The 14,271-nt window shown below is 40.4% G+C and carries 12 protein-coding genes and 1 pseudogene; all 13 read left to right on the forward strand.

Going from position 1 to position 14,271, the window contains the following annotated elements; genetic code table 11:
• The first annotated feature begins 117 nt into the window (after positions 1-117).
• The 13 genes and pseudogenes from glpK (at position 118) to ACORHU_RS00320 (ending at position 14,264) form a co-directional block, all read left to right on the forward strand.
• Positions 118-1,626 carry a glycerol kinase GlpK gene (gene glpK / locus ACORHU_RS00260; RefSeq protein WP_434364515.1) on the forward strand — a complete coding sequence of 503 codons (1,509 nt, stop codon included), beginning with the start codon at positions 118-120 and terminating at the stop codon, positions 1,624-1,626.
• Between the two features lie 41 nt (positions 1,627-1,667).
• Complete coding sequence (glpO, locus tag ACORHU_RS00265) at positions 1,668-3,494, forward strand: type 1 glycerol-3-phosphate oxidase (protein WP_434364516.1); 1,827 nt, start codon at positions 1,668-1,670, stop codon at positions 3,492-3,494.
• Between the two features lie 68 nt (positions 3,495-3,562).
• Positions 3,563-4,267, forward strand: a complete 705-nt coding sequence (locus ACORHU_RS00270) for an MIP/aquaporin family protein (RefSeq protein ID WP_434364517.1) — start codon at positions 3,563-3,565, stop codon at positions 4,265-4,267.
• 619 nt (positions 4,268-4,886) lie between these two features.
• Complete coding sequence (dltB, locus tag ACORHU_RS00275) at positions 4,887-6,041, forward strand: D-alanyl-lipoteichoic acid biosynthesis protein DltB (protein ID WP_434364518.1); 1,155 nt, start codon at positions 4,887-4,889, stop codon at positions 6,039-6,041.
• A gap of 47 nt (positions 6,042-6,088) precedes the next feature.
• A pseudogene (gene dltD, locus ACORHU_RS00280) lies at positions 6,089-7,260 on the forward strand (D-alanyl-lipoteichoic acid biosynthesis protein DltD).
• A gap of 451 nt (positions 7,261-7,711) precedes the next feature.
• Positions 7,712-7,843, forward strand: coding sequence for a teichoic acid D-Ala incorporation-associated protein DltX (locus ACORHU_RS00285; RefSeq protein ID WP_004262018.1), 132 nt, complete (start codon positions 7,712-7,714; stop codon positions 7,841-7,843).
• A 20-nt stretch (positions 7,844-7,863) separates the two neighbouring features.
• On the forward strand, positions 7,864-9,414 hold the full coding sequence (gene dltA / locus ACORHU_RS00290) for a D-alanine--poly(phosphoribitol) ligase subunit DltA (protein WP_434364519.1): 1,551 nt from the start codon (positions 7,864-7,866) through the stop codon (positions 9,412-9,414).
• Positions 9,411-10,655: a D-alanyl-lipoteichoic acid biosynthesis protein DltB gene (gene dltB / locus ACORHU_RS00295; protein WP_434364520.1), complete on the forward strand. Its 1,245-nt coding sequence runs from the start codon at positions 9,411-9,413 to the stop codon at positions 10,653-10,655. Before dltA ends, dltB (ACORHU_RS00295) begins: the two co-directional genes overlap by 4 nt.
• A 13-nt stretch (positions 10,656-10,668) precedes the next feature.
• Positions 10,669-10,908 (forward strand): D-alanine--poly(phosphoribitol) ligase subunit DltC, encoded by a 240-nt coding sequence (gene dltC, locus ACORHU_RS00300; protein ID WP_000351967.1) that lies wholly within the window; start codon positions 10,669-10,671, stop codon positions 10,906-10,908.
• Complete coding sequence (gene dltD, locus ACORHU_RS00305) at positions 10,901-12,169, forward strand: D-alanyl-lipoteichoic acid biosynthesis protein DltD (RefSeq protein WP_434364521.1); 1,269 nt, start codon at positions 10,901-10,903, stop codon at positions 12,167-12,169. Before dltC ends, dltD (ACORHU_RS00305) begins: the two co-directional genes overlap by 8 nt.
• 151 nt (positions 12,170-12,320) lie before the next feature.
• Positions 12,321-12,761, forward strand: a complete 441-nt coding sequence (gene adcR, locus ACORHU_RS00310; protein ID WP_001249311.1) for a zinc-dependent transcriptional regulator AdcR — start codon at positions 12,321-12,323, stop codon at positions 12,759-12,761.
• Positions 12,761-13,465: a metal ABC transporter ATP-binding protein gene (locus tag ACORHU_RS00315; RefSeq protein ID WP_001269496.1), complete on the forward strand. Its 705-nt coding sequence runs from the start codon at positions 12,761-12,763 to the stop codon at positions 13,463-13,465. The genes adcR and ACORHU_RS00315 overlap by 1 nt, the downstream gene beginning before the upstream one ends.
• Positions 13,458-14,264, forward strand: coding sequence for a metal ABC transporter permease (locus ACORHU_RS00320; protein ID WP_000950030.1), 807 nt, complete (start codon positions 13,458-13,460; stop codon positions 14,262-14,264). The genes ACORHU_RS00315 and ACORHU_RS00320 overlap by 8 nt, the downstream gene beginning before the upstream one ends.
• Positions 14,265-14,271: the final 7 nt, after the last annotated feature.

The raw sequence follows: 14,271 nt of genomic DNA on the forward strand, positions 1-14,271 counted from the left end.
TCTCCTCACATTTTTTTAAAAATTAAAAAAAGTTGATAAACAAGAAAGCGCTTTATTTTGTATACTAGTTAGTGTAAAGAGGAGACATCCTCAAGATCTTTATGAGGAGGACATCACATGTCACAAGAAAAATTCATTATGGCCATTGACCAGGGAACAACAAGTTCTCGTGCCATTATCTTTAATAAAAAAGGAGAAAAAGTTAGCTCTAGTCAAAAAGAGTTCACTCAAATTTTCCCTCACGCAGGTTGGGTAGAACACAATGCCAATGAAATTTGGAATTCTGTACAGTCAGTTATTGCGGGTGCTTTCATCGAAAGTGGTGTGAAACCAAGTCAGATTGAGGCAATCGGGATTACCAACCAACGTGAAACAACGGTCGTTTGGGATAAGAAAACAGGGCTTCCTATCTACAATGCTATTGTTTGGCAGTCACGCCAGACAGCACCTTTGGCTGAACAACTGAAAAGCCAAGGTTATGTGGAAAAATTCCATGAAAAGACTGGTTTGATCATCGATGCTTACTTCTCTGCGACCAAGGTTCGTTGGATTTTAGACCATGTAGAGGGCGCTCAAGAGAGAGCTGAAAAGGGTGAATTGCTCTTTGGTACCATTGATACTTGGTTGGTTTGGAAATTGACTGACGGTGCGGCTCACGTGACCGACTACTCAAATGCAGCCCGTACCATGCTTTATAACATTAAAGAACTTAAATGGGATGATGAGATTTTGGAAATTCTCAACATTCCAAAGGCTATGCTTCCAGAAGTTCGTTCTAACTCTGAAATCTACGGTAAGACAGCGCCATTCCATTTCTACGGTGGAGAAGTGCCGATATCAGGTATGGCTGGTGACCAACAGGCAGCCCTCTTTGGACAGTTGGCCTTTGAACCTGGTATGGTTAAAAATACTTATGGAACAGGTTCTTTCATCATCATGAATACTGGGGAAGAGATGCAGTTGTCTGAAAACAATCTTTTGACAACCATTGGTTACGGAATTAACGGCAAGGTTTACTATGCCTTGGAAGGTTCTATCTTCATCGCAGGAAGTGCCATTCAGTGGCTTCGTGACGGTCTTCGCATGGTTGAAAATTCACCAGAATCTGAAAAATACGCTCGTGATTCTCACAACAATGATGAAGTTTATGTCGTTCCAGCATTTACAGGTTTAGGTGCTCCATACTGGAACCAAAACGCTCGCGGTTCTGTCTTTGGATTGACTCGTGGAACAAGTAAGGAAGACTTTATCAAGGCAACTCTTCAATCAATTGCTTATCAAGTGCGTGATATTATCGATACGATGCAAGTGGATGCTCAGACAGCTATACAGGTCTTGAAAGTAGACGGTGGTGCAGCTATGAATAATTTCCTCATGCAGTTCCAAGCTGACATCTTGGGAATCGATATTGCACGCGCCAAAAACTTGGAAACAACAGCTCTAGGAGCAGCCTTCCTAGCTGGTTTGTCAGTAGGGTACTGGAAAGACTTGGATGAGTTGAAACTCTTGAACGAGACAGGAGAACTCTTTGAGCCATCTATGAACGAATCTCGCAAGGAACAACTCTACAAGGGTTGGAAGAAGGCTGTGAAAGCAACCCAAGTCTTTGCGGAAATTGACGACTAATACTGGAAGAATAAAGCGACTTAGTTAGAAAGTGTGTAAATATGGAATTTTCAAAGAAAACACGTGAATTATCAATTCAAAAAATGCAGGAACGTACCTTGGACCTCTTGATTATCGGTGGAGGAATCACCGGTGCTGGTGTAGCTTTGCAGGCGGCAGCTAGCGGTCTTGAGACTGGTTTGATTGAAATGCAGGACTTCGCAGAAGGAACATCCAGCCGTTCAACTAAATTGGTTCACGGAGGTCTTCGTTACCTCAAACAATTCGACGTAGAAGTGGTATCAGATACGGTTTCTGAACGTGCTGTGGTTCAACAAATCGCACCACACATTCCAAAACCGGATCCAATGCTCTTGCCAGTTTACGATGAAGATGGAGCGACCTTTAGCCTCTTCCGTCTTAAAGTAGCTATGGACTTGTATGACCTTTTGGCAGGAGTTAACAACACACCAGCTGCTAACAAGGTTTTGAGTAAGGAAGAAGTCTTGGAACGCCAGCCAAACTTGAAGAAAGAAGGCTTGGTAGGAGGTGGGGTTTACCTTGACTTCCGTAACAACGATGCGCGTCTCGTGATTGAAAACATTAAACGTGCCAACCAAGACGGTGCCCTCATTGCTAACCACGTGAAGGCAGAAGGCTTCCTCTTTGACGAAAGTGGCAAGATTACAGGTGTCGTAGCTCGTGATCTCTTGACAGACCAAGTCTTTGAAATCAAGGCTCGTCTGGTTATCAATACAACAGGTCCTTGGAGCGACAAGGTACGCAATTTGTCTAATAAGGGAACACAATTCTCACAAATGCGTCCAACTAAGGGAGTTCACTTAGTAGTGGATTCAAGCAAGATCAAGGTTTCACAACCAGTTTACTTTGACACAGGTTTGGGTGATGGCCGTATGGTCTTTGTTCTTCCACGTGAAAACAAGACATACTTTGGTACAACTGATACAGACTACACAGGTGACTTGGAACATCCAAAAGTAACTCAAGAAGATGTAGATTACCTACTTGGCATTGTCAATAACCGCTTCCCAGAAGCCAACATCACCATTGATGATATCGAAAGCAGCTGGGCAGGTCTTCGTCCATTGATCGCAGGCAATAGCGCTTCTGACTACAACGGAGGAAATAATGGAACCATCAGTGATGAAAGCTTTAACAACTTGATTGCGACTGTTGAATCCTATCTTTCTAAAGAAAAAACGCGTGAAGATGTTGAGTCTGCTGTCAGCAAGCTTGAAAGCAGTACCTCTGAGAAACATTTGGATCCATCTGCAGTTTCTCGTGGTTCGAGCTTGGATCGTGATGACAATGGCCTTTTGACCCTTGCTGGTGGTAAAATCACAGACTACCGTAAGATGGCTGAAGGAGCTATGGAGCGCGTGGTTGACATCCTTAAAGCAGAATTTGACCGCAGCTTTAAACTCATCAACTCTAAGACTTACCCTGTTTCAGGTGGAGAATTGAACCCAGCAAATGTGGACTCAGAAATCGAAGCCTTTGCGCAACTTGGAGTGTCACGTGGTTTGGATAGCAAGGAAGCTCATTACCTAGCAAATCTTTACGGTTCAAATGCACCGAAAGTCTTTGCTCTTGCTCACAGCTTGGAACAAGCACCAGGACTCAGCTTGGCAGATACTTTGTCACTTCACTATGCAATGCGCAATGAGTTGGCTCTGAGCCCAGTTGACTTCCTTCTTCGTCGTACCAACCATATGCTCTTTATGCGTGATAGTTTGGATAGCATCGTTGAGCCAGTTTTGAATGAAATGGGACGATTCTATGATTGGTCAGAAGAAGAAAAAGCAGGCTATCGAGCAGATGTCGAAGCAGCTCTCGCTAACAACGATTTAGCAGAATTAAAAAATTAAGAAAAAATAAAAGAGGTGGAGGGCAGCATTCCTTGCCGCCCGCTCTTCTTTTTAATGGAGATAGAAAGATGATGAATGAATTATTTGGAGAATTTTTGGGAACTTTAATCCTGATTCTTTTGGGAAATGGGGTTGTAGCAGGAGTGGTTCTTCCGAAAACGAAGAGCCATAACTCAGGTTGGATCGTCATTACTCTTGGTTGGGGGATTGCAGTTGCAGTGGCAGCCTTTATCTCTGGCAAGTTAAGTCCGGCACATTTGAATCCAGCGGTGACGATTGGGGTTGCTCTTAATGGTGGACTAGCTTGGGCATCTGTGATTCCTTATATCATCGCTCAATTCGCTGGAGCCATGGTGGGGCAAGTCCTTGTCTGGTTACAGTTCAAACCGCATTACCTAGCAGAAGAAAATCCTGGAAATATCCTTGCAACCTTCAGTACAGGTCCAGCTATCAAAGACACTACTTCCAATCTAATCAGTGAAATCCTTGGAACCTTTGTTTTGCTATTGACCATCTTTGCACTTGGTCTTTATGACCTTCAAGCAGGACTTGGTACTTTTGCCGTTGGTACCTTGATTGCAGGGATTGGTTTGTCTCTCGGTGGAACTACAGGCTCCGCTCTCAACCCAGCTCGTGACCTAGGACCTCGTATCATGCACAGCCTCCTTCCTATTCCTAACAAAGGAGATGGTGACTGGTCTTACGCTTGGATTCCTGTTGTGGGACCTGTTATTGGTGCAGCTTTGGCCGTTCTTGTATTCTCACTTTTCTAAGATATTAAAACTCAATTATTCATACCGCAATAAACATAACTTACAAAAAACGACTAAAAATAAGGAGTATTTTCTCACTTCATTTTGGTCGTTTTGATTTTTTAAAGTTTATATACTGGCGTTGATGACTATGTTATATAGTAGATTGAAGCTAGAATAGTACATTTTGATTTCTAAAACATTTTTAGAAATCAATTTAACTACTCCAATTGATTTGTCTAGTTTTTATTTCATCTTATTATACTAAATAAAAATCAAAGAGCAAACTAGGAAGCTGGTCGCTCAAAACACTGTTTTGAGGTTGCAGATAGAGCTGACGTGGTTTGAAGAGATTTTTGAAGAGTATTAGTTTAAAAAAGCAGAATTCTTCACTAGTTCCTTCATCCATTTTTTGTTCTTGAATTTTATTTATTGTGTGAACAATTTTGCCTCATTATTGGGATTCAGTACTAAGAGTCAGTTAGATTTTTTATTTTAAGAAATTAGATAATAGAAGTATTTATAGTTTTTAAATTATGATATAATGAATAAAGTTTAACTATCCTTGGTAATATGATAGGAACTAATCCTAAAAAGATAAATCAAGAGATGAGAAAAAGAAAAAAGGAGTTCGGCTGGTATGAATTATTTCGAGGGGAATGAGTTTTTCCTTCTTTTATTTGTAGTTTTACTGATTGGTTTTGTGGTAAACTTTTTTGAAAAACGTAAGGACTACTATATTTTGGCGCTCTCCCTCTTATTTGCAGGAGCTATTTATGGCAAGAGTAGAGCAATGATTGTCTATTTAATCTCCTTTGTAATTTATCAATATTTTCTGGTTTTCATAGCACAGAGGATAGAAACAAAGCGGCTGAAACCTCTGGTTTTCCTTTCTATTTTTCCTTTAGTGATTAATAAAGTCTTTGCCCTAACTTCTCTGCATCTGTTGGCCTTTATTGGAATTTCTTACATGTCCTTTAAGACTATTCAGATCATGCTAGAAATATCGGATGGCTTGATTAAAGAAAAAATCAGTGTAAAAGATTACCTACAGTTTTTGCTCTTTTTTCCAACGGTTAGTGCTGGTCCGATTGATCGGAGTAGGAGATTTTTAAAAGAGATAAACGAGGTCATGCCTCGGAAAGAGTATCTAGAGTTAGCTGGGGACGGTGTGTATCGTATCGTTCTAGGCCTTCTCTACAAGGTTGTTTTATCAACCTATGTTTACCAGATGTTACTCACTCTAAATAATACTGGCACAGTCGTTTACTCAATCAAGTATATGTACCTCTATACCTTGTATCTGTTCTTCGACTTTGCAGGCTATAGTCTAATGGCTGTTGGAAGTAGTAATATTCTAGGTATTCAGACACCGATGAATTTTAACAAACCTTTCTTGAGTGTCGATATCAAGGATTTCTGGAATAGATGGCATATCACCTTGTCGACTTGGTTGAGAGATTTTGTGTTTTCAAGAGTATTGATGCAGGTTATCAGGAAAAAATGGTTTAAAAATAGACTACACAATGCAATCTACGCCTATATGGTCAATATGTTGGTCATGGGTTTTTGGCATGGTCTTAGTGTTAGCTACATTGTTTATGGTTTTTATCACGGTGTCTTGATGGCTGGATTTGAAGTGTATCAAAAGAAAAGCACTTTTTATAAGAAAAATAAAAACAAAAATTGGTATAAACTACTAAGTTGGTTTGTGACCATGAATCTGGTTATGATTGGTTTCTTTATCTTTTCAGGTGAACCCTATAAAATCTTACTGACGATTTTAAAGAGATAAGAGATAGAAAAGAAATCGGACGGATCGAAGAGATAGGATGAAACGAGATGATTAAATTAAAAGCATTTTTGCTATCGCTTGTGCTCGTAATTGCGACGCTTGCCCTTTTAAATGTGACATATATCAAGAAGATTGATGATTATTATAAAGTTGAGGATAACAGTATTCGCTATAGCACTTCGTATGAAAAATATAAAAGTAGAGATATTCTGACAAGTAATATTACTCCCAATACACTGGTTTTATTGGGATCATCTGAGTTGGTTGCGACAAAGGATGAAGATTATCATCCTAATAGAATTTTTAACTATAACGATTTCAATATCATGCAGATTGGGACTAGTTATTCCCAAAATATCATTCAGGCTACAACCTTAGGCTCTATTGAGGGAACTATGAGTAAGAGAAGAGTAGCTATAGTAGAGTCTGTTCAGTGGTTTGAAAAAGATGGAACCCATCAAGATGCATTTTTGAACAAGGCTTCTCAAGAACATATTTTCCACATGCTAGATAATGACAAGATTAGTAAGGAAACAAAAGAAAAACTAATCAATCGCATTATTGAGATTACCAAGGGGAACAAGCAACAAAATGACATCTACAAAAAATACAAAAGTTATTTCATAGATGGGAAAGGAACCATTGTTGATAAAAAACTATTAGAGTTAGATAACGTGATATATTCTTTTAAGCTCAAACGAAAATTTTATGAAAATCATGAGAAATCAGATTATCCCTTATCAGGAGATAAAACTCCAGACTATGATTGGGAGAAACTGACGGATCAGTTTGTAGAAGAGGTCAAAAAGAAAACAGACAATAATGATTATGCTGTTGATAATAACTACTACAATACCTACTTAAAGATCGCTATGTATCTCTGAAAGATTCTAATAAAGATTTGAGCTACCTCGAGTCACCAGAGTATTCAGATATGGAACTCTTCTTGACAGTTGCCAAGGAATTGGGCATTGAAGTTGAGGTCATTATTTTCCCAGTAAACGGGAAGTGGAACGACTACACAGGTGTTTCAAGAGAGATGCGGGAAAAAACTTACAAAAAAATAGAAGATGTTGCAAAAAGTCATGGTGCAACAGTACTAAACTATGGAAACAGAGAGTATGATGATTACTTTTTATTTGATGTGATGCACGTTGGAGTGAAAGGATGGATGGAAGTTGAAAAAGAACTTTACAAATTTGCAAACCAAGATAACTAACACACACCGTTTAATCTTGTGGACGTTATTTTTCTATACGGTTATCTTAAGCATCGTGATTTATTGTTTTGTGACCGATTTTTCGAACATTCAAGAATTTATCTATAGTGAATTTTAGGATTACATACTATAAAAATCTCTAGATAAAGGGAACTGCACCGATAAAGTGAGACATAAGATAGGGCTCTATAATATTTATAGTGGAGAAATCCTCTATAGGTAGTATGGAGCCTACTTTGTTGTAGCCCCCATATAATTTATACTGAAAAGCATTCAAGCTATCATTAGAAAGAATCATATGGAACAAATTAATGTTACTGAAACGTAGTTAAAATAGACGGGTAAACAATTGAAAAACTAGTCTATAAAGTGGTATAATAGCAGAAAAATAAATTAGTAAGAAATTGATTTTATTTTAGCGAAAAATTACAGAAATGAATGGTTTTTCTTGATGAAACAGAGAAAAGAATTGTACCTCTTTTTTGGTCGGACAGCCTTGTATTTTATTATCTTTCTAGGGCTACTTTACTTTTTTAGCTATCTTGGTCAGGGTCAAGGAAGCTTTATCTATAATGAATTTTAACTTGAAGGAGAATCCTTATTATGTCAAATAAACCAATAGTAGATATGATTGAAACCATTGAGCATTTTGCTCAGACCCAGCCTAGCTATCCTGTTTATAATGTTTTGGGGCAGGAACACACTTATGGCGATTTGAAGGCTGATTCGGATAGTTTGGCTACAGCCATTGACCAACTAGGCTTGCCTGAGAAGTCTCCTGTGGTCGTTTTTGGTGGTCAAGAGTATGAAATGTTGGCAACTTTTGTAGCCTTGACTAAGTCAGGTCATGCCTACATTCCAATTGATAGCCATTCGGCTTTGGAGCGAGTTTCGGCTATTTTAGAAGTAGCAGAGCCAAGCTTGATTATTGCTATCTCAGACTTTCCATTGGAACAGGTTTCTACGCCAATGATGACTCTAGCTCAGGTTCAAGAAGCCTTTGCTCAAGGGACTAGTTATGAGATTACGCATCCAGTCAAGGGTGATGATAACTACTACATTATCTTTACGTCTGGTACGACTGGTAAGCCTAAGGGAGTACAGATTTCCCATGATAACCTCCTCAGTTTTACCAACTGGATGATTACGGATAAGGAATTTGCGACGCCAAGTCGTCCGCAAATGCTGGCTCAGCCACCTTATTCATTTGACCTGTCCGTCATGTACTGGGCATCGACCTTGGCACTGGGTGGTACGCTTTTCGCTCTTCCTTCAGCCATCACTCAGGACTTTAAGCAACTCTTTGCAACCATCTTTTCATTGCCAATCGCTATCTGGACATCAACCCCTTCTTTTGCAGATATGGCCATGTTGTCTGAAGACTTTAATAGCGAGAAAATGCCTGGAATCACGCATTTCTACTTTGATGGCGAAGAATTGACGGTTAAAACGGCTCAAAAACTACGCGAACGTTTCCCAAATACCCGTATTATCAATGCCTACGGCCCAACAGAAGCTACAGTAGCCCTATCAGCGGTTGCCGTGACAGATGAGATGTTGACGACTCTCAAACGCCTCCCAATCGGCTATACCAAGGGCGATTCTCCAACCTTTATCATTGATGAGGAAGGAAATAAACTGCCAAATGGCGAACAGGGAGAAATCATTGTTTCTGGACCAGCCGTTTCAAAAGGTTATATGAACAATCCTGAAAAAACGGCAGAAGCCTTCTTTGAGTTTGAAGGTCTACTAGCCTACCATACAGGAGATGTGGGAACTATGACAGATGAAGGCTTACTTCTCTACGGCGGACGCATGGACTTCCAGATTAAGTTCAACGGTTACCGCATTGAGTTAGAAGATGTCTCTCAAAACCTCAATAAGTCTCGCTTTATCGAGTCTGCTGTAGCTGTGCCACGTTATAATAAAGACCACAAGGTGCAAAATCTATTGGCTTATGTCATCTTGAAAGACGGTGTTCGTGAGCAGTTTGAGCGAGATATTGATATTACCAAGGCTATCAAGGAAGATTTAACAGATATCATGATGTCCTACATGATGCCGTCTAAATTCCTTTATCGAGACAGTTTGCCACTGACTCCAAATGGAAAAATTGACATCAAAGGATTAATTAACGAGGTGAATAAGAGATGATGGAGTTCTTTCAACAGCTTCCTCATTTAGAGCCATACGGAAATCCTCAGTATTTTGTCTATGTGATTGCTGCAACCTTGCCCATCTTTATCGGTCTCTTTTTCAAGAAACGCTTTGCCTGGTATGAAGTACTGGTTAGTCTTTTCTTTATCGTCACCATGTTGGTAGGTGGGAAGACCAATCAGTTGGCTGCCTTGGGTATTTACCTTTGCTGGGAAATAGTGCTCCTGCTTTTCTACAAGCATTATCGAAAAAGCAAGGATGGCAAGTGGGTCTTCTACCTAGTTAGCTTTCTATCCCTCCTTCCGATTATCTTTGTCAAGGTGCAGCCAGCTATCAATGGAACGCAGTCTTTGCTTGGGTTTTTGGGAATTTCTTACCTGACCTTTCGTTCGGTTGGGATTATCATCGAGCTGAGAGATGGAGTGATTAAGGATTTTACCCTCTGGGAATTCCTCCGTTTCCTTCTCTTCATGCCGACCTTTTCAAGTGGCCCAATCGATCGCTTTAAGCGATTTAATGAAAATTATCAGACCATTCCTGAGCGGGATGAGTTGATGGATATGCTGGATGAATCTGTTCGCTATATCATGTGGGGCTTTCTCTACAAGTTTATCTTGGCCCATATTCTCGGAGAGACTTTGTTGCCTCCTCTGAAGAATCTAGCCCTGCAGTCAGGTGGTTTCTTTAATCTCTATGTTTTAGCGGTCATGTATACCTTTGGTCTGGAGCTCTTCTTTGACTTTGCAGGTTACTCTATGTTTGCCTTAGCCATCTCAAACTTGATGGGAATCCGTAGCCCCATCAACTTTAACAAACCCTTTTTATCAAGGGATTTAAAAGAGTTTTGGAATCGTTGGCACATGAGTCTTTCTTTCTGGTTCCGTGACTTTGTCTTTATGCGAATGGTGATGGTGTTGACCAGAAAGAAGGTCTTTAAGAATCGTAATGTAACCTCAAGTGTGGCCTACATTGTAAATATGCTGATTATGGGATTTTGGCATGGAGTGACCTGGTACTATATCGCCTATGGACTCTTTCATGGGATTGGGCTGGTCGTCAATGACGCTTGGATTCGCAAGAAAAAAACACTCAATAAGGAACGGAAAAAAGCAGGGAAGTCTGCTTTACCTGAGAATCGCTGGATTCAGTTGCTTGGCATGGTTATCACCTTCCATGTCGTCATGCTGTCATTCTTAATCTTTTCTGGATTCTTGAATGATCTATGGTTTAAAAAATAAAAGGAAATAAAATATGGATATCAAATCAGAAGTTATCGAAATTATTGATGAGTTGTTTATGGAAGATGTTTCTGACATGATGGATGAAGATCTTTTTGATGCAGGTGTCTTGGATAGTATGGGAACGGTTGAATTGATTGTGGAGATTGAAAATCGCTTTGACATTCGTGTTCCTGTTACAGAGTTTGGTCGTGATGACTGGAACACAGCTAATAAAATCATAGCTGGTATTGTGGAGCTACAAAATGCTTAAACGCTTATGGATGATCTTCGGACCGGTCTTGATAGCTGGTTTGTTGGTTTGTCTGCTCATCTTTTTCTATCCTGCTGAGATGCGCCATGATTTGGGAGCTGAGAAGCGTTCGGCGGTGGCTACTACTATCGATAGTTTTAAGGAGAGGAGTCAAAAGGTCAGAGCTCTATCTGATCCAAATATGCGTTTTGTTACCTTCTTTGGCTCCAGTGAATGGCTTCGTTTTGACGGTGCCCATCCTGCAGTCTTGGCTGAGAAATACAACCGCTCTTATCGTCCCTATCTTTTAGGACAGAGGGGAGCTGCCTCGCTTAACCAGTATTTTGGAATGCAACAGATGTTGCCACAACTGGAGAATAAACAAGTTGTGTATGTTATCTCACCTCAGTGGTTCAGTAAAAATGGCTATGAGCCAGCAGCTTTTCAGCAGTATTTTAATGGAGACCAGTTGACCAGTTTTCTGGAACATCAATCTGGAGATCAGGCTAGTCAATATGCAGCGACTCGCTTACTAGAGCAGTTCCCAAACGTAGCTATGAAGGACCAGGTTCAGAAGTTGGCAAGTAAAGAAGAATTGTCGACGGCAGATAATGAAATGATTGAATTATTGGCTCGTTTTAACCAACACCAAGCTTCCTTTTTTGGTCAGTTTTCAGTTAGAGGCTATGTCAATTATGATAAGCATGTAGTTAAGTATTTAAAGACCTTGCCAGACCAGTTTTCTTATCAAGCGATAGAAGATATTGTTAGAGCAGATGCTGAAAAGAATACTTCCAATAATGATCTGGGAATGGAAAATTATTTCTATAATACGCAGATCAAGAAGGATTTGAAGAAATTAAAGGACTCTCAGAAAAGCTTTACCTATCTTAAGTCGCCAGAGTATAATGACTTGCAGTTGGTTTTAACTCAATTTTCCAAATCTAAAGTAAACCCGATTTTTATCATTCCACCTGTTAATAAAAAATGGATGGACTATGCTGGTCTACGAGAGGATATGTACCAACAAACGGTGCAGAAGATTCGCTACCAGCTAGAAAGTCAAGGTTTTACAAATATAGCCGATTTTTCTAAGGATGGTGGGGAACCTTTCTTTATGAAGGATACTATTCACCTTGGTTGGTTGGGTTGGTTGGCTTTTGACAAGGCAGTTGATCCTTTCCTATCCAATCCCACACCAGCTCCGACTTACCATCTGAATGAGCGCTTTTTCAGCAAAGATTGGGCGACTTATGATGGAGATGTCAAAGAATTTCAATAGATAATAATGTAGAAGAGTTCAAGAATGAAGCCTATTTTCACGTTTTTTCTTGACTCTTTTTTTGCTTGTGATATAATTAACTGGTAAATAAAATTCCAAAGAATAGTATTTTTCTCTTAAAAAGAGAAGTCCCAAAGGAAAGGAGTCAGATATGAGACAGCTAGCGAAGGATATCGATGGCTTTTTGAATGAGGTGATTTTACAGGCGGAAAACCAACATGAAATCCTAATAGGGCATTGTACTAGCGAGGTAGCTCTGACCAATACCCAGGAGCATATCCTCATGCTTTTGTCAGAGGATTCTTTAACAAATTCAGAGTTGGCTCGTCGTCTCAATGTCAGTCAGGCGGCAGTTACCAAGGCCATTAAGTCTTTGGTCAAGGAAGGGATGTTGGAAACATCTAAAGATCCTAAGGATGCGCGTGTGATTTTTTATCAGTTGACTGATTTGGCTCGTCCAATCGCTGAGGAGCACCACCATCACCATGAGCATACGCTTTTAACATATGAACAAGTGGCAACTCAGTTTACTCCAAATGAACAAAAAGTGATCCAGCGGTTTTTGACTGCTTTAGTAGGAGAAATCAAATAATGAGATATATTACGGTAGAGGATTTGTCCTTCTATTATGATAAGGAGCCCGTTCTTGAACATATCAATTATAGTGTTGATAGTGGGGAATTTGTTACCTTGACAGGGGAGAATGGAGCGGCTAAGACGACACTGATCAAGGCCAGTCTTGGGATTCTTCAACCACGCATTGGTAAGGTGACCATTTCAAAGACAAATACCCAGGGCAAGAAATTGAGAATAGCCTATCTTCCTCAACAGATTGCCAGTTTTAATGCAGGTTTTCCAAGTACGGTTTATGAGTTTGTCAAGTCGGGTCGCTATCCGCGAAAAGGTTGGTTCCGTCGCCTGAATGCTCATGATGAGGAGCATATCAAGGCTAGTCTGGACTCAGTTGGCATGTGGGAACACCGAGACAAACGCTTGGGGTCTCTATCTGGAGGACAAAAGCAGCGAGCGGTGATTGCGCGTATGTTTGCTTCTGACCCAGATGTGTTTATCCTAGATGAGCCGACAACGGGGATGGATGCAGGAAGTAAAAATGAATTTTACGAACTCATGCACCACAGTGCCCATCATCATGGCAAGGCTGTGTTGATGATTACCCATGACCCTGAAGAAGTTAAGGACTATGCGGACCGCAATATTCATCTAGTCCGTAACCAAGACTCGCCATGGCGTTGTTTCAACGTTCATGAGAATGATCAGGAGGTGGGCCATGCTTAGTTTATTATCTTATGACTTTATGCAGCGTGCCTTTCTGGCCGTTATTGCCATGAGTCTTTTCTCGCCAGTTCTTGGAACCTTCCTTATCTTGCGTCGTCAGAGTTTGATGAGTGATACCCTCAGCCACGTCTCGCTTTCAGGTGTAGCCTTTGGTCTGGTCCTAGGGATTTCTCCGACTATTTCCACTATTGCCATTGTCTTGATTGCGGCGGTCTTTCTGGAGTATCTCCGTACGGTTTACAAGAGCTTTATGGAAATCGGGACAGCTATCCTCATGTCAACAGGTTTAGCTGTTTCTCTGATTGTCATGAGCAAGGGTAAAAGCTCTAGTTCAATGAGTTTGGACCAGTACCTTTTTGGTTCAATTGTGACTATCAGCGAAGAGCAGGTTATTTCCCTCTTTGTCATTGCGGCGGTTGTTTTGATTTTGACCTTCCTCTTTCTTCGTCCGATGTACATTTTAACCTTTGATGAGGATACGGCCTTTGTGGATGGCTTGCCCGTTCGTACCATGTCCATTCTTTTTAACATGGTGACGGGGGTGGCCATTGCCCTTATGATTCCAGCTGCAGGAGCTCTTCTGGTATCGACCATCATGGTCTTGCCAGCTAGTATTGCCCTGCGTCTGGGGAAAAACTTTAAATCGGTTATGCTGCTTGCCAGTGCTATTGGATTTTTGGGAATGGTAGCAGGACTTTACATTTCCTACTATGCAGAAACACCTGCAAGTGCAAGTATTACCATTATTTTTGTAACTGTCTTTTTACTGATCAGTTTAGTAAGACGTTTTATCAAATAGGAGATGA

Source organism: Streptococcus sp. KHUD_015 (genome assembly GCF_051106265.1).
Classification (GTDB): Bacteria; Bacillota; Bacilli; order Lactobacillales; family Streptococcaceae; genus Streptococcus.